General features: G+C 65.1%; 19 protein-coding genes. 12 read left to right on the forward strand and 7 right to left on the reverse strand.

The window, feature by feature from the left end:
- The first annotated feature begins 131 nt into the window (after window positions 1-131).
- From GYB81_RS19380 to GYB81_RS19395, 4 genes are all read left to right on the forward strand, one after another.
- A complete protein-coding gene (locus GYB81_RS19380; protein WP_161865281.1) occupies window positions 132-1,526 on the forward strand; it encodes an ethanolamine ammonia-lyase subunit EutB in 1,395 nt (464 codons plus the stop codon).
- Entirely contained in the window at window positions 1,526-2,290 is a 765-nt protein-coding gene (gene eutC, locus GYB81_RS19385; RefSeq protein ID WP_161865282.1) for an ethanolamine ammonia-lyase subunit EutC, read from the forward strand. The genes GYB81_RS19380 and eutC overlap by 1 nt, the downstream gene beginning before the upstream one ends.
- A 55-nt stretch (window positions 2,291-2,345) precedes the next feature.
- Window positions 2,346-2,519: a DUF2897 family protein gene (locus GYB81_RS19390; protein WP_161865283.1), complete on the forward strand. Its 174-nt coding sequence runs from the start codon at window positions 2,346-2,348 to the stop codon at window positions 2,517-2,519.
- A gap of 68 nt (window positions 2,520-2,587) precedes the next feature.
- The gene (locus GYB81_RS19395) at window positions 2,588-3,346 is read left to right on the forward strand and encodes a CPBP family intramembrane glutamic endopeptidase (RefSeq protein ID WP_161865284.1); all 759 of its coding nucleotides are present in this window, start codon (window positions 2,588-2,590) and stop codon (window positions 3,344-3,346) included.
- Here GYB81_RS19395 and GYB81_RS19400 read toward each other — a convergent pair.
- Window positions 3,297-4,115, reverse strand: coding sequence for a substrate-binding periplasmic protein (locus tag GYB81_RS19400; protein WP_178101798.1), 819 nt, complete (start codon window positions 4,113-4,115; stop codon window positions 3,297-3,299). The genes GYB81_RS19395 and GYB81_RS19400 overlap by 50 nt on opposite strands.
- A gap of 192 nt (window positions 4,116-4,307) precedes the next feature.
- On the reverse strand, window positions 4,308-4,931 hold the full coding sequence (locus GYB81_RS19405) for a TetR/AcrR family transcriptional regulator (RefSeq protein ID WP_218573855.1): 624 nt from the start codon (window positions 4,929-4,931) through the stop codon (window positions 4,308-4,310).
- Window positions 4,932-5,151: 220 nt separating this feature from the next.
- Between GYB81_RS19405 and GYB81_RS19410 the strand changes: the two genes are divergently transcribed.
- The 8 genes from GYB81_RS19410 (at window position 5,152) to GYB81_RS19445 (ending at window position 16,734) form a co-directional block, all read left to right on the forward strand.
- Complete coding sequence (locus tag GYB81_RS19410) at window positions 5,152-6,939, forward strand: acyclic terpene utilization AtuA family protein (RefSeq protein WP_161865286.1); 1,788 nt, start codon at window positions 5,152-5,154, stop codon at window positions 6,937-6,939.
- Between the two features lie 94 nt (window positions 6,940-7,033).
- Window positions 7,034-7,903 carry an SDR family oxidoreductase gene (locus tag GYB81_RS19415; protein ID WP_161865287.1) on the forward strand — a complete coding sequence of 290 codons (870 nt, stop codon included), beginning with the start codon at window positions 7,034-7,036 and terminating at the stop codon, window positions 7,901-7,903.
- 4 nt (window positions 7,904-7,907) lie between these two features.
- Window positions 7,908-9,524 carry a geranyl-CoA carboxylase subunit beta gene (gene atuC, locus GYB81_RS19420; protein WP_161865288.1) on the forward strand — a complete coding sequence of 539 codons (1,617 nt, stop codon included), beginning with the start codon at window positions 7,908-7,910 and terminating at the stop codon, window positions 9,522-9,524.
- A 49-nt stretch (window positions 9,525-9,573) separates the two neighbouring features.
- Complete coding sequence (atuD, locus tag GYB81_RS19425; protein WP_161865289.1) at window positions 9,574-10,734, forward strand: citronellyl-CoA dehydrogenase; 1,161 nt, start codon at window positions 9,574-9,576, stop codon at window positions 10,732-10,734.
- Window positions 10,735-10,789: 55 nt separating this feature from the next.
- Window positions 10,790-11,587: an isohexenylglutaconyl-CoA hydratase gene (gene atuE, locus GYB81_RS19430; RefSeq protein ID WP_161865290.1), complete on the forward strand. Its 798-nt coding sequence runs from the start codon at window positions 10,790-10,792 to the stop codon at window positions 11,585-11,587.
- Window positions 11,588-11,708: 121 nt separating this feature from the next.
- Window positions 11,709-13,697, forward strand: coding sequence for an acetyl-CoA carboxylase biotin carboxylase subunit (locus GYB81_RS19435; protein WP_161865291.1), 1,989 nt, complete (start codon window positions 11,709-11,711; stop codon window positions 13,695-13,697).
- Window positions 13,698-13,790: 93 nt separating this feature from the next.
- On the forward strand, window positions 13,791-14,615 hold the full coding sequence (locus tag GYB81_RS19440) for an SDR family oxidoreductase (RefSeq protein WP_161865292.1): 825 nt from the start codon (window positions 13,791-13,793) through the stop codon (window positions 14,613-14,615).
- Window positions 14,616-14,907: 292 nt separating this feature from the next.
- Window positions 14,908-16,734, forward strand: a complete 1,827-nt coding sequence (locus GYB81_RS19445) for a long-chain-acyl-CoA synthetase (RefSeq protein WP_161865293.1) — start codon at window positions 14,908-14,910, stop codon at window positions 16,732-16,734.
- 24 nt (window positions 16,735-16,758) lie between these two features.
- Here GYB81_RS19445 and GYB81_RS19450 read toward each other — a convergent pair whose 3' ends face one another.
- From GYB81_RS19450 to GYB81_RS19470, 5 genes are all read right to left on the reverse strand, one after another.
- Complete coding sequence (locus GYB81_RS19450; protein ID WP_233787639.1) at window positions 16,759-17,136, reverse strand: hypothetical protein; 378 nt, start codon at window positions 17,134-17,136, stop codon at window positions 16,759-16,761.
- A 222-nt stretch (window positions 17,137-17,358) separates the two neighbouring features.
- Window positions 17,359-18,048 carry a hypothetical protein gene (locus GYB81_RS19455; RefSeq protein ID WP_161865294.1) on the reverse strand — a complete coding sequence of 230 codons (690 nt, stop codon included), beginning with the start codon at window positions 18,046-18,048 and terminating at the stop codon, window positions 17,359-17,361.
- A complete protein-coding gene (locus tag GYB81_RS19460) occupies window positions 18,045-18,617 on the reverse strand; it encodes an RNA polymerase sigma factor (protein WP_161865295.1) in 573 nt (190 codons plus the stop codon). The genes GYB81_RS19455 and GYB81_RS19460 overlap by 4 nt, the downstream gene beginning before the upstream one ends.
- Complete coding sequence (locus GYB81_RS19465; RefSeq protein WP_161865296.1) at window positions 18,614-20,314, reverse strand: vWA domain-containing protein; 1,701 nt, start codon at window positions 20,312-20,314, stop codon at window positions 18,614-18,616. Before GYB81_RS19465 ends, GYB81_RS19460 begins: the two co-directional genes overlap by 4 nt.
- Window positions 20,315-20,398: 84 nt before the next feature.
- Window positions 20,399-21,844: an aminotransferase-like domain-containing protein gene (locus GYB81_RS19470; protein WP_161865297.1), complete on the reverse strand. Its 1,446-nt coding sequence runs from the start codon at window positions 21,842-21,844 to the stop codon at window positions 20,399-20,401.
- Window positions 21,845-22,007 lie beyond the last annotated feature (163 nt).

A 22,007-nucleotide genomic window follows, 5' to 3' on the forward strand; every position in this document is an offset into this window, starting at 1 on the left:
GGCTCTGCCCTGCACTCATTTCATTCACAACACAGGTCCCACAGCTTCCTCGTACTACGCATTGGCGGCAGTCAGGCGCTGGCATGAGCGCTGCACGGCAAAGCGAGTTCTCTTTGCTACGGATTGCAGACATGCCCTACCAGACCACCATCGGCAGCCTGGTCTACCGCTTCGCCGACCTCAAGACGCTGCTGGCCAAGGCCAGCCCGGCGCGCTCCGGCGATTACCTGGCGGGGCTGGCCGCCGCCACCTACGAAGAGCGCATGGCGGCCAAGCTGGCCCTGGCCGAGGTGCCGCTCAAGCGTTTTCTCGACGAGGCGCTTATCCCCTACGAACAGGACGAAGTCACCCGCCTGATCATCGACCGCCATGATGCCGCTGCCTTCGCCCCGATCAGCCACCTGACCGTGGGTGACCTGCGCGACTGGCTGCTGCTGGAAAAGACCGACAGCGCGCGACTGGCGGCCGTAGCCGCCGGCCTGACGCCGGAGATGGTCGCCGCCGTGAGCAAGCTGATGCGCAATCAGGACCTGATTCTGGTGGCGCGCAAATGCCAGGTGATCAGCCGTTTCCGCAACACCCTGGGCCTGCCCGGTCATCTGGCCGTGCGCCTGCAACCCAATCACCCCACCGACGACGTGCGCGGCATCGCCGCCAGCATGCTCGATGGCCTGCTCTACGGCTCGGGCGACGCCACGGTGGGCATCAACCCGGCCAGCGACTCGCTGCCGACGCTGATGCGCCTGTGGCAGATGATGGACGAGGTGCGCCAGCACTTCGAAATCCCCATGCAGAGCTGCGTGCTGACCCACGTGACCACGCAGATCCAGGCCATCGAAGCCGGCGCGCCTATCGATCTGGTGTTCCAGTCCATCGCCGGCACCGAGGCCACCAACGCCGGATTCGGCGTCTCCCTGGCGATCCTGCGCGAGGCTCACGAAGCCGCGCTGTCGCTCGGTCGCGGCACCCTGGGGGATAACGTCATGTACTTCGAAACCGGCCAGGGCAGCGCGCTGTCGGCCGGCGGCCACCATGGCGTCGACCAGCAGACCTGCGAAACCCGCTCCTACGCCGTGGCCCGTGAATTCCGCCCGCTGCTGGTCAACACCGTGGTAGGCTTCATCGGCCCGGAATACCTCTACGACGGCAAGCAGATCATCCGCGCCGGCCTGGAGGATCACTTTTGCGCCAAGCTGCTCGGCCTGCCGATGGGCTGCGACGTCTGCTACACCAACCACGCCGAAGCCGATCAGGACGACATGGACAGCCTGCTCACCCTGCTCGGCGCGGCCGGCATCAACTTCATCATGGGCATCCCGGGCGCCGACGACATCATGCTCAACTACCAGAGCACCTCGTTCCACGATGCGCTGTACCTGCGCAGCGTGCTGGGCCTGAAACGTGCCCCGGAGTTCGATGCCTGGCTGGCGCGCATGGCCATTACCGAACCGACCGGCCGCCTGCGCGAGATCGGCCGCGGCCACCACCTGCTCAAGCAACTGCCACATATCTCGGGAGCCGCGTGATGGCCAACGATCTGATCCAGCACAACCCCTGGGACGAACTGCGCGCGCACACCTCGGCGCGCATCGCCCTCGGCCGCGTCGGCTGCAGCCTGCCCACCCGCGAGGTGCTCAAGTTCGGCCTGGCCCATGCCCAGGCGCGCGATGCCGTGCATCGCCCGCTGGACTTCAACAAGCTCAAGCACCAGCTGCATGCCGCCGGTTTCCGGGTGCTGAAGGTGCGCAGCAATGCCGAGGACCGCCAGACCTACCTGCTGCGCCCGGATCACGGCCGCCACCTGCATGGCGACTGCCGGCTGCAGCTGCAACACGAGCTTCCGGCACCGGAACTGGCCATCGTGCTGGCCGACGGCTTGTCCGCCATCGCCGTGCAGCGCCATGCCCTGCCGCTGCTGCAGGTCTTTCGCGAACGCTTCGCTACCGATTGGGCCAACACCCCGGTGGTGCTGGCCGAACAGGGCCGCGTGGCGATTGGCGACGGCATCGGCGAAGCGCTGCGCGCCCATCTGGTGATCGTGATGATCGGCGAACGCCCTGGCCTGTCTTCGCCGGACAGCCTGGGCCTGTACCTGACCCATGCGCCGCGGCTGGGCTGCCCGGACAGCGCACGCAACTGCATCTCCAACGTACGTCCCGAGGGCCTGCCTTACGAACTGGCGGCGCACAAACTCGACTACCTGACGCGCCAGGCGCTGCGCCTGCAACTGAGTGGCGTGCAGCTCAAGGACGAAAGCGATCTGCAAGCCGTAGCGCTACAGGCTAACTGACAACTCTCGGATCGCGGGGTATGGTGAAGGCTACATTCCCCCGTGAGGACTCGTCATGCCCTGGTACGTCTGGCTATTGCTGGTCCTGGTATTCGGCTCGGTGATCGGTAGCCTGCTGGTACTGCGCAGCAGCGCCAAGAAGATGCGCCTGAGCGAGGATCAGCTCGAACGCATGCGTAAACGCGCCATCGAGCAGGAAGCCAAGGACGCGCGCGAGCGCCAGCGCTAGGCGCGCCCGCTCTCCTCGCCCGCAGAGACAGCCTGCTAGACTGCGCGCCTTCCAAGGAGGAAGGTGCCATGCTTCTGCATCTGCGCTTGCTGTTCCCCGTTCTTACCCTGGCCCTGGGCACGGGGCTGGGCTTCATCGAGCCCCTCGGGCTGCTGCTGGGCAGCCTGTTCGTCGTGCTCCTGCTGGCCGGGGAGCGACATCTGCCGGACTGGTTGTGGCTGTCTCTGATCCTGCTCGGCGGCATCGCCCTGGCGGCACACCTGATCCCCGGCTTCAGCCCCTGGCAACTGTGGCAACCGCGCCTCATCAGCGCCGATGCTGCGCCCTACGGTCTGCGTCTTTCCTGGGACAAGCTGCTGCTGGGCACCGCTCTGCTGGCCTGGTGGCTGGGGCAACCCCGCCGGCCCGTCATATCGCTGCAATGGGCCTGGCTGGTGTGCCTCGCCACCCTGCTGCTGACACCGGTTCTCGCCATGGCCTTGGGGCTGGTCGCCTGGCAACCCAAATGGCCACAAGGGCTGCTGCTGTGGTTGGCAGTCAATCTCGGTGTGGCGGTGCTGGCGGAGGAGCTGCTGTTTCGCGGCGTACTGCAGCCGGCACTGGTCAAGCGCCTGGGTACCAGGCCTGGTTTGCTGCTGACGGCAGCTCTGTTCGGCGCAGCCCACCTGCCCTTCAGTCCGCTATTCGCCGCGGTGGCGGCCTGTGCGGGATTGGGCTACGGCCTGGCCTTTCACTACAGCGGCCGCATCAGCCTGGCCATCGCTCTGCATGCAGCGGTCAATCTCGTTCATTTTCTGTTGCTGAGTTATCCGCTACGACTGGCATGACGGCAATGCGGTAAGGCGAGAAGATACGCTGCAATTCGCCGCTGACCCGCAGTTGCTCGAGCAGCGCGGCGAAGCGTTCGGGGCTGATCGGCGCCCCGGCCCGAATCATCGCATGGTGGCGATAGACCTGATCGATACGCTCCGAGACAAGCAACTGCCGCGCATACTCACGATTGCGCTCGAAGAAGTCATAGAGATTGGAGCGGGTCACCAGCGCGACATCGGCTCGCCCGCGCAGCACCATCAGCAGGTTGCTGTCATGCGAATGACCGAGGTTGGCGTTGAAGGTGCTGCTGAGGAATTCCGGATCACTGTTGAAGCCGGCGAAGCCGTAGTGGTAACCACGGTACAGCGCCAGACGCTTGCCCTGCAGCTGCTCGAAATACTGCTGGCCGCGCAGCTCTTCGCTCTTGGCGACGAAAACCTCCGCATCCTCCAGGCCCATGTCGACGGCTTCGGCATCGATGCCCTGCCAACCCCATTGCGGATTCTCGAATATCGCCATGTCGATGCGTCCGCGCTGCAGGTCGCCAAAGCGGCGCACGATGGCAGTGGGCAGCATGGTGAAGTGGTATTCGCTCTGGGCTTGATTGAGCGCCTCGAGCAATTGCGGCAGCAGTCCGCTCGACTCCTGCAGATTGGACTTGATCACATAGGGCGGGAAATGCGCGCCGCCGACCTTGACCACTTCGGCAGCGCAAAGAAAACCGGCAAGTAACGTACACAAGGCACCCACGCATCCATGAACCCAGCGCCGCATATGCCGCATCTAGAATCCCCAATTCGTTCTGCCAGTGAGGTGCAGCCTACCCGAGTCTCTCCTGACCGACTAGATAGATTTTATGACGCCAGCACTTTATTGATTGATAACAGACGATAGCCCCAAATCCTGCACCATCTGGAGCCATTGCAAGGGCGGAGGACCGCTTAGCGTATTGGGGATTCCCGGGATCGAATCGGCTCAGAAGTCTTTGCACACCAGCGACAGCGCCTCTTCGGCCAGTTGATCCAGGCTCATCGGCCCCTGCGGTCGGAACCAGGTATTGGTCCAGCTCAGAGCGCCGGTGAGAAAGCGTCGCTGAATGAAAGGGTCGCCCTTGAAGTACCCCGCATCGCGCGCCTCGCCCAGCACCGCCAGCCAGATCTGCTCGTAGGTGTCGCGCAGCGCCAGAACTTGAGCCTGCCCCTCCTCCGAGAGCGAGCGCCACTCATAGACCAACACCGCCATGGCCTCACCGGTGCCGCCCATGATCGACTGCAGCTCGCAACGGATCAGCGCCAGCAGCCGCTCGCGAATCCCCTGCGCCTCGGCCAGCGCGGCGCGCATCAGCGCAGTGTTGTAGGTGATGGTCTCTTCCATCACCGAGCGCAGGATTTCGTCCTTGCTCTTGAAGTGGTGAAAGATGCTGCCCGACTGAATGCCGATGGCGGCGGCCAGGTCACGCACCGTGGTGCGCTCGTAGCCCTTGCTGCGGAACAGGTGGGCGGCCATCTGCAACAGCTTGCCGCGGGCACTGTCCGGATCGGTCACTTGGCCGCTGGCGACCAGTTCCTGCATCACGGCCTGGGCTCTGTGTTCATCCACGCTGACTTCTCCCCCTGATTGCCCTGCACGGCGATTGTTCTGATGGATTCTTCATGCTGCCGGCAAGTGCTTGTCTTGCTTGATGAAATGTATGCGCCGCCAGCTGACCAAGCAAGCGCTTGGCCGCACTTTTGGCCACTTTGCCCTTCTTTGACGCTTTTCAACCAAGCGCTTGCTTGGTAATGTCGACTCACCTTCAATGTGTGACGGGCCAATTCCAATGAACAAAACCGTACGCATCGGCTGCGCCTCCGCGTTCTGGGGCGACACCTCTACCGCTGCCGCCCAGCTTGTTCGGGGTGCCGAGCTGGATTACCTGGTGTTCGACTACCTGGCCGAAATCACCATGTCGATCATGGCCGGCGCCCGCATGAAGAAGCCGGATGACGGTTATGCCCGTGACTTCGTCGAGGTACTTACCCCGCTGCTCGGCGAACTGGCGGCGAAGAAAATCCGCGTCATCAGTAACGCCGGCGGGGTCAACCCGATGGCCTGCGCCGACGCCCTGAGCGCAGCGTGCGAGCAGGCCGGCGTACAGCTGAAGATCGCCGTGCTGCACGGCGACAATCTGCAACCCAAACTCGGCGAGCTGGTCAAGGCCGGCACTCGCGAGATGTTCACGGGCGCGCCGCTGCCGCCCTTTTGCGTCTCGGTCAACGCCTACCTGGGCGCACCGGGCATCGTCGCTGCATTGGAAGCCGGCGCCGACATCGTCATCACCGGCCGCGTGGTCGACAGCGCGGTGGTCAGCGCTGCCCTGGTGCACGAGTTCGGCTGGGCCTGGAGCGATTACGACAAGCTGGCCCAGGCCGCGCTGGCCGGGCACATCATCGAGTGCGGCGCGCAGTGCACCGGTGGCAACTTCACCGACTGGCGCGATGTGCCGGATTACGAGCACATCGGTTTTCCCATCGTCGAAGTCGAAAGCGATGGCCGTTTCGTCGTGACCAAGCCGGAGGGTTCCGGCGGCCTGGTCACGCCTTTTACCGTTGGCGAGCAGATGCTCTACGAGATCGGCGACCCGCGCGCCTATCTGCTGCCGGACGTGGTCTGCGACTTCACCCAGGTCGAACTGAGCCAGGTCGGCGACAACCGTGTGCAGCTCCAGGGCGCTCGCGGCCTGCCGCCCACCGAGCAGTACAAGGTCAGTGCCACGCACCCGGACGGTTTTCGCTGCACCGCCAGCTTTCTGCTGGCCGGTATCGATGCCGTGGCCAAGGCCGAGCGCGTCAGCCAGGCGATCATCAACAAGACCGAAGAGATGTTCGCCGAACGCAGCTGGGGGCCTTATCAGGAGGTCAGCATCGAGCTGCTGGGCAGCGAAGCCACCTATGGCGACCATGCCCACCGCAAATACAGTCGCGAAGTGGTGGTGAAAATCGCCGCACGCCATGCCAGGAAGGAGGCGCTGATCCTCTTCTCCCGCGAGATCGCCCAGGCCGCCACCGGCATGGCGCCGGGCCTGACCGGCATCGTCGGCGGCCGCCCCACCGTCTACCCGGTGATCCGCCTGTTCAGCTTCCTGGTGGACAAGAATGCCTGCGCCCTGAGCGTCGAGATCAATGGCGAACGCCAGCCGGTCACCCTGCCCCAGGTCGACGCCTTCGACCCAGCCCAGCTTCGTGCGCCAGCCGCCCTGCCCGTCTCCGAGGGTGAAGCCGACGCTGCCGTACCGTTGATCCGCCTGGCCGTGGCCCGCTCCGGCGACAAGGGCAATCACAGCAACATCGGCGTGATGGCGAGAAAGCCCGAATACCTGGCGTGGATAGCCGCTGCGCTGACGCCCGAGGCCGTGGCCAACTGGATGGCGCATACCCTGGAGGCCGAACAGGGCCGCGTTAGCCGCTGGTACCTGCCGGGCAGCCACAGCCTCAACTTCCTGCTGGAAAACGCGCTGGGCGGTGGCGGCGTCGCCAGCCTGCGCATCGACCCGCAGGGCAAGGCTTTCGCCCAGCAACTGTTGGAGTTCCCGGTGCCGGTGCCCAAGGCGCTAGCTGAAAGCCTGTAGGAGCGAGCTCTGCTCGCGAAGACGTTTCGTTCGCGAGCAGAGCTCGCTCCTACAACAGATCTAGGCGTCCCCAAAGAGCCGAAGGACAAGAACAATGAGCTACGACTCCGTATTCAAACCCGGCCTGTTCGCAGACCAGACCATCCTGGTCACCGGCGGTGGCAGCGGCATCGGTCGCTGCGTGGCCCACGAGCTGGCCCACCTGGGCGCCCATGTGGTGCTGGTTGGGCGCAAGCAGGAAAAGCTGGAAAAGACCTGCGCCGAGATCATCGAGGATGGCGGCAGCGCCAGCTTCCAGGCCTGCGACATCCGCGACGAAGAGGCGGTCAAGGCCATGGTCGGCGCGGTGCTCGCGCAGCGCGGACGCATCCATCACCTGGTCAACAACGCCGGCGGCCAGTTTCCCGCGCCGTTGATCGGCATCAACCAGAAAGGCTTCGAGACCGTGGTGCGCACCAACCTGGTGGGCGGTTTTCTGGTGGCCAAGGAAGTCTTCCTGCAGAGCCTGAGCAAGCACGGTGGCAGCATCGTTAACATGCTCGCCGACATGTGGGGCGGCATGCCCGGCATGGGCCACTCCGGCGCTGCGCGCGCGGGTATGGAGAACTTCACCAAGACCGCCGCCTGCGAGTGGGGCCACGCCGGCGTGCGGGTCAACGCCGTGGCGCCGGGCTGGATCGCCTCCAGCGGCATGGACACCTACCCCGAATCGATGAAGAACATGATCCGCAACCTCAAGGATCACGTGCCGCTGCAACGCATCGGCAGCGAGTCCGAGGTGGCTGCCGCCATCGTCTTTCTGCTCAGCCCCGGCGCCAACTTCATCAGCGGCAACACCATTCGCATCGACGGTGCAGCCAGCCAGGGCACCCGTGCCTGGACGCTGGGCAAGGCGAGAAACAGCGAGCCCTACAACGGTTTCCACCGGGCCTACCTGCCCGATGTACTGAAAGATCAGGAGTAAGGCGATGCCCGTGATCCAATCGGAAATCGACGTGCATGGCGAAGCCTTCGCACAGAATCGCAAGGCCATGCTGGCCGCCATCGCGACCTTTCGCGACGTCGAGCAGAAGGCGCTCGACAAGGCGCAGGAGGCCAAGGCCAAGTTCGACAAGCGCGGCCAGCTGCTGCCGCGCGAACGCCTCAACCTGCTGCTCGATGCCGGCGCGCCCTTTCTCGAACTGGCCTCGCTGGCCGGCTACAAGCTGCACGACGACAAGGACGGCAGCCAGGCCGGCGGCGGCCTGATCGCCGGCATCGGCTACATCGCCGGCGTGCGTTGCCTGGTGATCGCCAACAACAGCGCGATCAAGGGCGGCACCATTTCCCCCACCGGCCTGAAGAAATCCCTGCGCCTGCAGCAGATCGCCTTCGAGAACAAGCTGCCGGTGGTGACCCTGGCCGAGAGCGGCGGCGCCAACCTCAACTACGCCGCCGACATCTTCGTCGAGGGCGCGCGCGGCTTCGCCAACCAGGCGCGCATGTCCGCCATGGGCCTGCCGCAGATCACCGTGGTACATGGCTCCAGCACCGCCGGCGGGGCCTACCAGCCCGGCCTGTCAGACTACGTGGTGGTGGTACGCGGCAAGGCCAAGATGTTCCTCGCCGGCCCGCCTCTGCTCAAGGCCGCCACTGGCGAGATCGCCACCGACGAGCAACTCGGCGGCGCCGAGATGCACGCCCAGGTCGCCGGCACTGCCGAGTACCTGGCCGAGAACGATGCCGATGGCGTGCGCCTGGCGCGCGAAATAGTCGGCATGCTGCCGTGGAACCAGCAGCTGCCGGCACGTGAGAAACGCACCTGGCGCGAGCCGCTGTACCCGGCCGAGGAACTGCTCGGTATCGTCCCGGCCGATGCCAAGAAGCCCTACGACGTACGCGAGATCATCGCGCGTATCGCCGACGGCTCGGCGTTTCTCGACTTCAAGAACGAGTTCGACAGCCAGACCGTCTGTGGCCATCTGCAGATCGAAGGCCAGGCCTGCGGTTTCATCGGCAACAACGGCCCGATCACCCCGCAGGGCGCGGCCAAGGCGGCGCAGTTCATCCAGCTGTGCGAGCAGAGCAATACGCCGATCCTGTTCTTTCATAACACCACCGGTTTCATGGTCGGCACGGAATCGGAACAGAACGGCGTGATCAAGCACGGCTCGAAGATGATCCAGGCCGTGGCCAACGCCACGGTGCCGAAACTGACCATCGTCGTCGGCGGTTCCTACGGCGCCGGCAACTACGCCATGTGCGGCCGCGGCCTCGACCCGCGCTTTATCTTCGCCTGGCCCAACAGCCGCACCGCCGTGATGGGCGGCGCCCAGGCCGGCAAGGTGCTGCGCATCGTCACTGAGGACAAGCACGCCAAGGAAGGCAAGGAGCCTGACCCGAAGATGCTCGACATGCTGGAGATGGCCACCGCGCAAAAGCTCGACAGCCAGTCCACCGCCCTCTATGGCACCGCCAGCCTGTGGGACGACGGCCTGATCGACCCACGCGACACCCGCAAGCTGCTGGGCTTCTTGCTGGATATCTGTGCCGAAGCCAACCTGCGACCGCTGAAAAAGAACAGCTTCGGCGTCGCGCGTTTCTGACCTCGATAAAAATATTTGGTGCGCACAGCGCACCCTACGGAGAACAATAATGATCTTCACCCAGGAACACGAAGAACTCCGCCGTACCGTCCGCAACTTCGTCGACAAGGAAATCAACCCGCACGTCGACGCCTGGGAGAAGGAAGGCCGCTTCCCCATCCACGACATTTTCAGAAAGGCCGGAGAGCTGGGTCTGTTGGGCATCTCCAAGCCGGAGAAATTCGGCGGCATGGGCCTGGACTACAGCTACTCGATCGTGGCCGCCGAAGAGTTCGGCACCATCCATTGCGGCGGCATCCCCATGTCCATCGGCGTGCAGACCGACATGTGCACACCGGCCCTGGCGCGCTTCGGCTCCGATGAGCTGCGCGAGGAGTTCCTGCGCCCGGCCATCAGCGGCGAGATGGTCGGCTGCATCGGCGTCTCCGAAGTTGGCGCCGGCTCCGACGTGGCAGGCCTGAAGACCACCGCGCGCAAGGACGGCGACGACTACGTGATCAACGGCAGCAAGATGTGGATCACCAACTCTCCGAGTGCCGACTTTATCTGCCTGCTGGCCAACACCTCGGACGACAAGCCGCACGTCAACAAGTCGTTGATCATGGTGCCGATGAAGACCCCGGGCATCAGCGTCAGCCCGCACCTGGACAAGCTGGGCATGCGCAGCTCGGAGACCGCCCAGGTGTTCTTCGACAACGTGCGCGTGCCGCAGCGCTACCGCATCGGCGCTGAGGGCGCCGGGTTCATGATGCAGATGCTGCAGTTCCAGGAAGAGCGCCTGTTCGGCGCGGCCAACATGATCAAGGGCCTGGAGCACTGTGTCGACAGCACCATCGACTACTGCAAGCAGCGCCACACCTTCGGCCAACCGTTGATCGACAACCAGGTCATCCACTTCCGCATGGCCGAGCTACAGACCGAGATCGAGTGCCTGCGCGCGCTGGTCTACCAGGCCACCGAGCAATACGTGAAGGGCCGCGACGTGACCAAGCTGGCGTCCATGGCCAAGCTCAAGGCCGGCCGCCTGGGCCGCGAGGTGTCCGACGCCTGCCTGCAGTACTGGGGCGGCATGGGCTTTATGTGGGACAACCCTGTGTCGCGCGCCTACCGCGACGTGCGCCTGGTCAGCATCGGCGGCGGCGCCGACGAGATCATGCTCGGCATCATCTGCAAGCTGATGGGCATCCTGCCAGGGAAAAAGAAGGGCTGAACTGCCACTCATACCGTTGCGGCGGGTTTCACCCGCCCTACACCGAGGCTATGCGATGAACGACCTGCCCAACTGCGAAACCCTGCTGCTGAACCTCGACGGAGGCGTACTGCACGTCACCCTTAATCGCCCGGACAGCCGCAACGCCATGAGCCTGGCCATGGTCGGCGAACTGCGCGCGACCCTGGAGGCTGTGCGCCATGAGCCGAACGTGCGCGCCCTCGTCCTGCGCGGCGCGGGCGGCCACTTTTGCGCCGGCGGCGATATCAAGGACATGGCCGGCGCCAGAGCCCGCGGCGGCGATGCCTACCGCGAGCTGAACCGCGCCTTCGGTGCGCTGCTGGAAGAGGCCCAGGCCGCACCGCAGGTACTGGTGGCGGTGCTGGAAGGCGCCGTGCTCGGCGGTGGTTTCGGCCTGGCCTGCGTGTCCGACGTGGCCATCGCCGCCAGCGGCACCAGGTTCGGCCTGCCGGAAACCACCCTCGGCATCCTCCCGGCGCAGATCGCCCCCTTCGTGATGCGGCGCATCGGCCTGACCCAGGCGCGCCGCCTGGCGCTGACCGCCGCCCGCTTCGACGGTGCAGAGGCGTTGCGCCTGGGTCTGGTGCACTACTGCGAGCACGATGACGCCGCCCTGCAGCAGCGCCTGGACGAGACCCTGGAGCAGATTCGCCAGTGTGCGCCGCAGGCCAACGCCCAGACCAAGGCCCTGCTGCTGGCCAGCGAACGCGAAGCCCTCGGCCCGCTGCTCGACCGCGCCGCCGAACAGTTCGCCGCCGCGGTCACCGGCGCCGAGGGCCTCGAAGGCACCATGGCCTTCGTGCAGAAGCGCAAGCCGAATTGGGCCCAGTAGTAGCTCCCCTCTCCCCAGGGGAGAGGGAACGAATAGACCGTAGCCCGGATGCAATCCGGGAGCGCTCGGCCAACATGATTCCCCGGATTGCATCCGGGCTACGCACAGCAGGAGCACGAAGATGCCCGCATTCAACAAGATTCTGATCGCCAACCGTGGCGAGATCGCCTGCCGGGTGATGCGCACCGCCATCGAGCTCGGCTATCGCACAGTGGCGGTGTACTCCGAGGCCGATGCCGATGCCCGCCATGTACAGATCGCCGACGAAGCCGTATGCATCGGCCCGGCCCAGGTCAGCCAGTCCTACCTGCGCATCGACGCCATCATCGAGGCCGCGCGCAAGACCGGTGCCGACGCCATCCACCCCGGCTATGGCTTCCTCTCCGAGAACGCCGACTTCGCCCGCGCCTGCGAGGCGGCCGGCATCGTCTTTATCGGCCCGACCGTCGAAGCCATCCACCTGATGGGCAGCAAGCGCCTGTCCAAGATCGCCATGCTGGAGGCCGGCGTGCCCTGCATCCCCGGCTATGAAGGCGCCGCCCAGGATGACGAGACCCTGGCCAGCGAAGCCGAACGCATCGGCTACCCGCTGATGATCAAGGCCAGCGCCGGCGGTGGCGGCCGCGGCATGCGCCTGGTACAGGAGTCATCCGAACTGCTGGCACAGATCCGCACCGCCCGCTCGGAGGCGCAGAACGCCTTCGGCTCCGGCGAGCTGATCCTCGAACGCGCGGTGATCCGCCCACGCCACGTGGAAATCCAGGTGTTCGGCGACCAGCACGGCAATATCCTCTATCTCGGCGAACGCGACTGCTCGGTGCAGCGTCGCCACCAGAAAGTGGTCGAGGAAGCCCCCTGCCCGGTGATGACGCCCGAGCTGCGCCGCGCCATGGGCGAGGCCGCGGTGAAGGCGGCGGCCTCGGTCAACTACGTCGGTGCCGGCACGGTGGAGTTCCTCCTCGACGCCAGCGGCGAGTTCTTCTTTCTGGAAATGAACACCCGCCTGCAGGTGGAACACCCGGTCACCGAGCTGATCACCGGACAGGATCTGGTGGCCTGGCAGATAAGAGTCGCCGAGGGCCAGCCCCTGCCGCTACAGCAGGGCGAAATACGCCTCACCGGCCACGCCATGGAGGTGCGTCTGTACGCCGAGGATTCGGCCGCCGGCTTCCTGCCGCAAACCGGCCAGGTACTGCGCTGGGAACCCGAGTTGTTGACTGGCGTGCGCATCGACCACGGCCTGGTCGAGGGTCAGGCCGTCACCCCTTTCTACGACCCGATGCTGGCCAAGGTCATCGCCTACGGCGAAACCCGCGACGAAGCCCGGCGCAAGCTGGTGCGCGCAGTCGAGCAGTGCGTGCTGCTCGGCGTCAACGGCAACCAGCGCTTTCTCGCCAACCTGCTCAAGCACCCGGAGTTCGCCGCCGGCAACGCCACCACGGCGTTTATCACCGAACACTTCGCTGATGACCCCAGCCTGCAGCCGCACACGGCCAGCCTGGCCGAGCTGGCCATGGCCGCCGCCCTGCTCTACCAGACCTCGGCCTGGTCTCGCGCGCACCAGCCCGGCCTGTCCGGCTGGCGCAGCGCCGGCAGCGCGCCCTGGCGCTTCGTCCTCAAGCAAGGCGAGCACAAGCACGCGGTGGAGCTGGACGTGCTCGCGAGCGGTACGCAAGCGCACCTTTGCGTGCGTCGGGGCGAAGAACAGCTACCTGTGCGCCTGCTGGCCAGCGACGGCCGCTGGCTGAGCCTGGAACTGGACGGCGTGCGCCGCCGCCAGGCCTACCACCTCGAAGGTGAGCGCCTGTGGCTGTACGGTGAGCATGGCAACCTGGAGCTGCTGGATGTTACCCACGAGCCGGCCGGCGGGCAGAACGCCGCCAGCAGCGGTGCGGTGAAGGCGCCGATGGATGGTGCCATAGTCGAGGTGCTGATCGCCGAGGGCGCCAGCGTCAGCAAGGGGCAACTGCTGGTTGTGCTGGAAGCGATGAAGATGGAGCACCCGCTCAAGGCTGGCGTCGAAGGCATCGTCCGCCACGTTGGCGTGAGCCAGGGCGACCAGGTGAAGAGCCGCCAGTTGCTGGTGGAAATCGAAGCTGCGGAGGCTTGATTTATCGCTGTGGGAGGGGCTTTAGCCGCGAGCGTTGTTCATCGCGGCTAAAGCCCCTCCCACGCCCCGATAACAACAAGAAGGAGCACGCCCATGTCCCTTTCCGGCAAGACCCTGTTCATCACCGGCGCCAGCCGTGGCATCGGCCGCGAGATCGCCCTCAAGGCCGCCGCCGATGGTGCCAGTATCGTCATCGCGGCCAAGAGCGCCGAGCCACACCCGAAGCTGGCGGGCACCATCCACAGCGTCGCCGCCGAGGTCGAAGCCGCCGGCGGCAAAGCGCTGGCCCTGCAGCTGGATGTGCGCGATGAGCAGGCCGTGGTCGCCGCCATGGCGCGCGCGGCCGAGCATTTCGGCGGCATCGATGCCCTGGTCAACAATGCCGGAGCCATCAAGCTGGTCGGCGTGGAGAAGCTCGAACCCAAGCGTTTCGACCTGATGTACCAGATCAACACCCGCGCAGTGATGGTCTGCAGCCAGGCGGCCTTGCCATATCTGAAACAGAGCGCCAGCGGGCATATCCTCAACCTCTCCCCGCCGCTCAACCTCGACGCCAAGTGGTTTGCCCAGCACGGCCCCTACACCGTCACTAAGTACGGCATGAGCATGCTCACCCTGGGCATGAGCGAGGAGTTCAAGAAGTACGGCATCAGCGTCAATTCGCTGTGGCCGAAGACCATGATCGCCACCGCGGCCATCGAGTTCGAACTGGGCAGCCGCGACGCCTTCAAGCGGGCACGCACGCCGGCCATCATGGCCGATGCGGCCCACGCCATCCTCAGCAGCGAAGGCCGCAGCCTCACCGGGCGTTTGCTGATCGACGAAGACATCTTGCGTGAACGGGGCGTCAGCGACTTCGAGCAGTACCGCTTCGATCCCGCTGGCGGCAGCCTGGTGCCCGACCTGTTCGTCGATTGACGCCCTGAATGCGTTGGCTTCGTAGCCCGGATGCAATCCGGGGATTGGCCGCAAGGGCCTTCCCGGATTTTCATCCGGCTACGTGCGAGCCGCGATCCGTAAGATGCGCCGCGTGCACCTAGACAACCGTGGGATTCGCGCCTTGCCCGGTGCGCACGGCGCACCGCTACGAGCGGCAAGGCTATTTGCCGATCTGCCCGCCGCTCGGCGCACCAGAGCCATGGCTGGTGCGCGCCAGGCTGACTAGAGTCAGGACTCGCCTCCAATTCATAACAGCCCAAGTGCGAGCCCCATGAGCCAAGCCGATCTGATTTCGCCCTTCCGCTTCCTGGCCCACCTGCCGCAGCACCTGCCGCGTGTGCCGCGCATGTTGCGTGGCCTGTACTACGCCGGCATCCGTAACCGCGAGAAGAACCTGTCGCTGGCCTGGGCACTGCAGCGCGCCGCCGAACGCCATCCCGAACGCCCGGCGCTGATGGATGAAAACCGCCAGCTCAGCTACCGCGCCTTCAATGCCTGGGCCAACCGCCTGGCCTGGGCGTTCAAGGCCGAGGGGGTCGGCCATGCTGACGTGGTCGCGGTGATGCTGGAAAACCGCCTGGAATTGCTGGCGATCCTCGCCGCCCTGAGCAAGCTCGGCGCCGTGGGCGCGCTGATCAACACCACCCAGCGCGGCAAGGTGCTGGCGCACAGCTTCAACCTGGTAAAGCCCGGCTACCTGGTCATCGGTGACGAACTGCTCGGCGCCTTCGAGGAAATCGCCACGCAATTGCACAATCAGCAGGCCAAACGCTACTGGGTCGCCGACCAGGACTGCCTGCGCGATCCCGGCCAGGCGCCAGATGGCTGGCTCAACCTGATGCAACTGGCCGCCGGCCAGGCCCAGGACAACCCGTCGGACAGCCAGCGCGTACGCATGAAGGATGCCTGCTTCCTGATCTACACCTCCGGCACCACCGGCCTGCCCAAGGCCTCGATCATGAGCCACGGCAAGTGGATCAAGGCCTATGGCGGCTTCGGCCATTCGGGGCTGACTCTGAAAGAGCACGACGTGCTCTACCTCACCCTGCCCTGCTACCACAACAACGCCGTCACCGTATGCTGGAGCGCAGCCCTGGCCGGCGGCGCGGCCATCGCTCTGCGCCGCAAGTTCTCTGCCAGCGCCTTCTGGAGCGACGTGGCGCGTTACCAGGCCACCTGCTTCGGCTATATCGGCGAACTGTGCCGCTACCTGCTCAACCAGCCGGAAACCGACAGCGAAAGAAACAACAGCCTGCGCTGCATGATCGGCAACGGCCTGCGTCCCTCGATCTGGGCCGAGTTCAAGCAGCGCTTCGGCGTCGAGCAGATCACCGAGTTCTATGCCTCCAGCGAAGGCAATATCGGCTTCACCAACGTCTTCAACTTCGACAATACCGTCGGCTATACCCCGGCCACCTACGCCATCGTCCGTTACGACCTGGAAAACGACCGCCCCGTGCGCGGCAAGAAGGGCTTTCTGCAGAAGGCCGACAAGGGCGAAGCAGGCCTGCTGATCAGCGAAATCAGCGCCAAGTGGCCGTTCGACGGCTACACCGATCCGGCCAAGAGCGAGGCGGCGATCCTGCGCGACGTGTTCAAAAAGGGCGACGCCTGGTTCAACACCGGCGACCTGATGCGCGACATCGGCTGCAAGCACGCACAATTCGTCGACCGCCTTGGCGACACCTTCCGCTGGAAGGGCGAGAACGTATCGACGACCGAGGTGGAAAACGTGCTCGGCGCCTTCCCCGGGGTGGAGGATGCGGTGGTCTACGGTGTGGAGATTCCCGGCACCAACGGCCGCTGCGGCATGGCAGCACTACGTCTGGCGCCAGGCTGCATGCTAGATGGCGCGGCGCTGGCCGCGCACCTCGACGCGGAGCTGCCGGCTTACGCCGCGCCGCTGTTCGTACGCCTGCTCGGCGAAGTCGAGACTACCGGCACCTTCAAGTACAAGAAGGCCGATCTGAAACTGGCTGGATACGATCCGGCCAAGGTCGATGGCCCGCTATTCGTGCGCCTACCAGGCTCGAACGGCTTCCAGCCACTCGATGGCGAATTGCATAAGACCATCATCGGGCAAACCTACCGTTTCTGAGCGCCATGCCACTGGTCCGGCCTGCTATTGCCTGAACTCGAACTGCAGTTCGGCACCTTCGATGGAGTCCCAGTAGTCGTCCACTCGCTCGTTATTGATCAGCCGACCGCTGATCTGAAATGGGCTGACCCCCTCGGGCTTATCGCCGAACAAAGGCGGCAGCAGCGGCGCAAGCTCCTCGCTGGTTTCGCTTTCCAGCGCCTGCTCGAACAACTCCTGCGGCACGCTCAGATCCAGCGCCAGCCGGGGTTCGGGCTGGGGTGCGATGGCGGGTTTGGCCTTGGCCGGGGGCTTGGCCTGCGCTTGCGGTTTGTCCGTGGCCGTGGCCTTGGGCTTGGCGGGTTCCGCCGGCTCCGGCTTGGGGGCAATGACCGGAGCAGGCGCCTCGTCCGGCTCGCTCACCGTCACATCCGCCGGTGCCTCGGGGGCTGGCGAAACGACAGCGGGAGCGGCGCTTTTGGGCTTTTCCGCAGCGGGCTCCGGGGCGGGCTCGCAGCCGCTCAGCAAAGCCAGGCATACGAGCGTTAGACAGGTTCTACGCATCATTGGGCAGCAGCAACTCGATCAACATACTGCCCATGCTCCCCTGCCCGGCGGCAACTGGCAAGCCGACTTACAGGACATTTACCGGTCCTTGCCCGCCTCGCCGCTTTCAGACGCCAGATGCGCGAGTTCAGCTTCGATATCCAGTTGCGGATAGTCGGCCTCAAGCTGCTCCAGCAGCCGCTGCGCTTGCTCCTGCTCGCCAGCCTTGCGCAGCTCAAGCAAACGCAGCAACGCCTCGCGCGGTTCGCTCTGCATCACCAACTCAGCCATCGGAGCGATTGCGGCAGCACTGGCCATCGGTGCCTCGGCCATATCGGCAGACGGCGCCTGGCGTGCCATGGCCTGGCTCTTCATGCGCTCCTGCGGCGCCACCATGGGAGCCACCGCCTCCTGCTCGGCCGCACGCTTGGCCGCCATCGGAGCCGGTGTAGCCGGGCTCATCAGCACGCTGGGCGGGACTGCATCGAAGGTATCCGGCGCCCGCTCCAGCGTGCGCCAGGTCAGGCTGACACCGATGCCGACGCAGGCCAGTCCGGCCACTGCCACCGACCAGCGCTGCCGGCCGCTGCCGAACAGCCACTGGTGCAAACGCTGCGCCCAGCCAGCCTTGTCGCTGACGGCTTCGGCCTGCTGCGCCTCACGGGCGGCTGCGCTTGCCGCCGCCAGAATGCGCGCATCCAGCTCGGCCGAGGGTTCGCCGCTGCCATGGGCTCGGAAATGCGCCAGCAGCGCCTGTTCGTGATCCAGCGGTTCTCGATCATGGGTCATGCGGACAACTCCTCGGTGGCCAGCAGTCGGCGCAGTTTCTGCAGGGCGTAGCGCAGACGGCTCTTGACCGTCTCGGCCGGCGTGCGGGTCAACTCGGCAATCTCGTTCAGTTCCAGGTCGCCATGGGCGCGCAACAGAAAGACCTCGCGCTGATCTTCCGGCAGGTCGGCCAGCGCCGCCTGCAGCCGTTCGCTGTCGCGACTCAGGCCCCACTGCTGCTCCGGGCCGGGCTGCGGGTCGGCCTGGGCATGCCGGCTCTCGTCGTATTCGTCGTGCCCGGCCTGATGCCGGCCCGTTTTACGCCAATGGTCGATCAGGCGATTGCGCGCGATCTGGTATAGCCAGGTCTTGAACAGCACCGCCTCGCGCTGTTCGCTCTGGCTGCGCACCAGGCTCATCCAGGTTTCCTGGAACACTTCCTCGGCCAGGGCATGATCGCCACACAGGCCGAGCAAAAAGCGGAACAGGCCAAGCCGATGGCGCTGGTACAGCGCATTGAAAGCCGTGGCATCGCCGCGGCGGTAACGCCGCAGCAAGGCGGCGTCGTCATCCGTGAGAGGTGCGTTCACTGCTGGACTCGTGCAGAGGTGGAGCCGGAAGTGTGCAGGCTCTGGGCAATTTCGGCCAGCTGGATGAACTCGCCGCGCAGACCGAAGCGATCCTCACCCTTGCCCGAGCGGGCCAGCGCGATGCTCTGCGCCAGGTCGAAGTCGCCGGTGTAGCGGCCGTCCTTGAGCTGCTGGGCGAAGGCAGCGACCGCGGCGGCGAAACGCAGATCCTCGCTGGCGGCCGCAACCGGTTTCGCCTCGTTGCGCGCAATGGGTCGTTCCAGCAGGCGACTGCTCGCCTCCCCCGGCGCCTTGTAGCGAATCCGCAGCCAGGCCAGCTCGCCGCTCTTGCCCGCTGGCTGAGCGCTGCTCTGATAGCGCAATGGCTCCAGCCAACCCTTGCCACCGGCCGGGACGATCTCGTACAGCGCGGTGACGGTGTGCCCGGCACCGATCTCGCCGGCATCGACCTTGTCGTTGCTGAAATCCTCGCGCTTGAGTGCGCGGTTCTCGTAGCCCAGCAAGCGGTACTCGCTGACCTCGGCCGGGTTGAATTCCAGTTGCAGCTTCACGTCGCTGGCCACGGTGGCGAGGGTCGACGCGAGCTGATCCACCAGCACCTTGCGCGCCTCGCGAAGGTTGTCGATGTAGGCGTAGTTGCCGTTGCCGGCATCGGCCAACTGCTCCATCAGGCGCTCGTTGTAGTTGTCCACGCCAAACCCCAGGGTAGTCAGCGAGACGCCGCTCTTGCGCTTGTCGGCGGCCAGCTGCTTGAGGCTGTCGAAGTCGCTGATACCGACGTTGAAGTCACCATCGGTGGCCAGCAGGATGCGATTGATGCCGCCCTCGATCAGGTGCTTGCCCGCCTGCTGATAAGCCAGCTGGATGCCCGACTCACCGGCAGTGGAGCCGCCTGCCGTCAGTTGATCGATGGCCGCACGAATCTTCGCCTTGTCGCTACCTGGCGTGGAATCCAGCACCACCCGGCTGTCACCGGCATAGGTGACCAGCGAGACGCGATCCTGCGGGCGAAGCTGGTCGACCAGCAGCTTCAGCGTGCCCTGCACCATCGGCAACCCTTCGCGGCGATGCATCGAGCCGGACACGTCGACCAGAAACACCAGGTTGGCCGGCGGCAGATCATCCACGCCGCTATCCGACGCCTTGATGGCGATGCGCAACAGGCGCGTCTGCGGGTTCCACGGCGTCACCGCCAGTTCGGTGCTGACGCCGAAAGGTACGTCCCCCTGCGGCAACGGATAGGAATAGGGGAAGTAATTGACCAGTTCCTCCAGACGCACCGCATCCTTCGGCGGCAGTTGCCCGCCATTGAGAAAGCGCCTCACGTTGGCGTAGCTGCCGGTGTCGACATCGATGCTGAAGGTGGACACCGGTGTCTCGGCGACGGCGAAAACCGGATTGTCGGGGTAGTTTTGGTACTGCTCGCGCGACTCGTCACGGTAGCTCGGTGGCAGGATATCGGCGCTAGGGGCCGGCGCATAAGCCAGGGTCGCCATACGTTTCTGGCTGGCCTCGGCATGCATCTCGGCAACCGCGGGTTGAGCCAGCCGTTCGCGTACTAGCGATGGCGCCGGCTGTGAGCTGGCCTGGACTTCCGGCTCCGGGCCAGAGGCGCTGCAGGCGGCGAGCAGAAGTAAGCTGCCCGCCGAGAAACCGACGGCGAATGGACGACTGAGCAACAGGGAATAAACGGACATTGGGCACCTTCTGAGCAATGGCACGACCTTCGCTCAGATAGACGCAGCTCTTTGCTGAATCGGGTTAAACCAAGGAAAGAAGTTTTAATCTTCCCAGGAACCGCCCACCTCCTGGCACAGCTGGGTGGCCAGCATGCCCAGGGTCATCAGAGCCCTTTCGGCCTCGCGATTCCAGGGGATACCGCAGTTGAGCCGCACGCAGTGGTTGAACTGCTCGGTATTGCTGAAGATCAGTCCCGGTGCGATTGAAATGCCCTGCTGCAGCGCGCGCACGTGCAGGTCCTTGGTGTTGACCCGCGCCGGCAGACTGACCCAGAGAATGAAGCCGCCCTTGGGTCGGGTCATCTGCGTGCCGGCCGGGAAGTACTGCTGCACCGCCAGCTGGAAGGCGCTGAGGTTCTTGCGGTATTCCTGGCGAATGTGGCGCAGGTGGCGGTCATAGCCGCCGTTCTCCAGATAGGCCGCCACCGCCATCTGGGTGACGCTGCAAGCCGAATGGGTGGAGAAGGTCTGCAGACGCTGGATCTCGTCCTGATACTTGCCAGCGACTATCCAGCCGATGCGCACCCCAGGCGATAGCGTCTTGGAGAAACTCGAGCAGTAGATCACCCGGCTGTCGCGATCATGCGACTTGAGCGCCTTGGTCGGGCCCTGCTCGAACATCAGCTCGCCGTAAATATCGTCTTCGACGATCTGGAAATCGTAATCGCCGGCCAGGCGCAGCAACTGGCGCTGGCGCTCCTCGGGGATGGTGCCGCCCAGCGGGTTGGACAGCCTCGCGGTGAGCACCAGGGCCTTGATCGGCCACTGGTTGGCGGCCAGCTGCAAGGCTTCGAGGCTGATACCGGTGGTTGGATCGCACGGGATCTCGATGACCTTGAGCCCCAGCAGGTCGGCCAACTGCAGCAGGCCGTAGTAGGTCGGCGATTCAACCGCGATCAAATCGCCCGGCTTGGTCAGTACGCGCAGGCTCATCTGCAGCGCATCGACGCAGCCATGGGTGATCACCACCTCGGACGGGTCGACCACCACGCCGGCATCGCGCATGCGGATCGCCACCTGGCGGCGCAGCGGCTCGAAGCCGGGGCTGAACATGTAGCTGAAGGCGCGCGGACTGTGAAAACGGGTGACCTTGGCCAGTTGTTGGTGCAGCGCGCGCACCGGCAGGTAATCCACATGCGGCACTGCCGCCCCGAGCGGGAATACACCTTCACGACGCGACTCGGTGAGTACTTGGTTGATGATGCTGGCGCGGGTGACCAGGCCCGGTCGCTCGACCTTGGCGATATCCGGGGTCGGCGCGGTCAGCGCCGGAGTCTGGTGCACGTAGAAGCCCGATTGCGGCCGCGCGCGGATCAGCCCCTGATCTTCGAGGTTGGCGTAGGCCTGCAGCACGGTGGCGTGGCTGACGTTGAGCTGCGCACTCATCTTGCGCACCGAGGGCACGCGTTCACCCGGCTGGTAGACGCCACGACGGATATCTTCGGCCAACTGCTGGGCGATGCGTTGATAAAGCAGCAGATTGGTCATGGCGATATCCTCTTGGTCAATAGAGCATAACAGTAACCTATTGCTACACAATTGTACCGGCACAGATTCGATCAGTTTTTACCGTACGCATCACTTGCTGACCAAAGACTGCGTAAACGCCCTATGCAGAACACAAAAAACCCCGGACATGCCGGGGCTTCTT

Origin of the sequence: Pseudomonas yangonensis (assembly GCF_009932725.1) — a bacterium.
Taxonomy (GTDB): domain Bacteria; phylum Pseudomonadota; class Gammaproteobacteria; order Pseudomonadales; family Pseudomonadaceae; genus Aquipseudomonas; species Aquipseudomonas yangonensis.

Coding starts and splice junctions, on each gene's coding strand:
- GYB81_RS19380 (WP_161865281.1), top strand. CDS start 132: ATGCCCTACCAGACCACCATCGGCAGCCTGGTCTACCGCTTCGCCGAC.
- eutC (WP_161865282.1), top strand. CDS start 1,526: ATGGCCAACGATCTGATCCAGCACAACCCCTGGGACGAACTGCGCGCG.
- GYB81_RS19390 (WP_161865283.1), top strand. CDS start 2,346: ATGCCCTGGTACGTCTGGCTATTGCTGGTCCTGGTATTCGGCTCGGTG.
- GYB81_RS19395 (WP_161865284.1), top strand. CDS start 2,588: ATGCTTCTGCATCTGCGCTTGCTGTTCCCCGTTCTTACCCTGGCCCTG.
- GYB81_RS19400 (WP_178101798.1), bottom strand. CDS start 4,115: ATGCGGCATATGCGGCGCTGGGTTCATGGATGCGTGGGTGCCTTGTGT.
- GYB81_RS19410 (WP_161865286.1), top strand. CDS start 5,152: ATGAACAAAACCGTACGCATCGGCTGCGCCTCCGCGTTCTGGGGCGAC.
- GYB81_RS19415 (WP_161865287.1), top strand. CDS start 7,034: ATGAGCTACGACTCCGTATTCAAACCCGGCCTGTTCGCAGACCAGACC.
- atuC (WP_161865288.1), top strand. CDS start 7,908: ATGCCCGTGATCCAATCGGAAATCGACGTGCATGGCGAAGCCTTCGCA.
- atuD (WP_161865289.1), top strand. CDS start 9,574: ATGATCTTCACCCAGGAACACGAAGAACTCCGCCGTACCGTCCGCAAC.
- atuE (WP_161865290.1), top strand. CDS start 10,790: ATGAACGACCTGCCCAACTGCGAAACCCTGCTGCTGAACCTCGACGGA.
- GYB81_RS19435 (WP_161865291.1), top strand. CDS start 11,709: ATGCCCGCATTCAACAAGATTCTGATCGCCAACCGTGGCGAGATCGCC.
- GYB81_RS19440 (WP_161865292.1), top strand. CDS start 13,791: ATGTCCCTTTCCGGCAAGACCCTGTTCATCACCGGCGCCAGCCGTGGC.
- GYB81_RS19445 (WP_161865293.1), top strand. CDS start 14,908: ATGAGCCAAGCCGATCTGATTTCGCCCTTCCGCTTCCTGGCCCACCTG.
- GYB81_RS19455 (WP_161865294.1), bottom strand. CDS start 18,048: ATGACCCATGATCGAGAACCGCTGGATCACGAACAGGCGCTGCTGGCG.
- GYB81_RS19465 (WP_161865296.1), bottom strand. CDS start 20,314: ATGTCCGTTTATTCCCTGTTGCTCAGTCGTCCATTCGCCGTCGGTTTC.
- GYB81_RS19470 (WP_161865297.1), bottom strand. CDS start 21,844: ATGACCAATCTGCTGCTTTATCAACGCATCGCCCAGCAGTTGGCCGAA.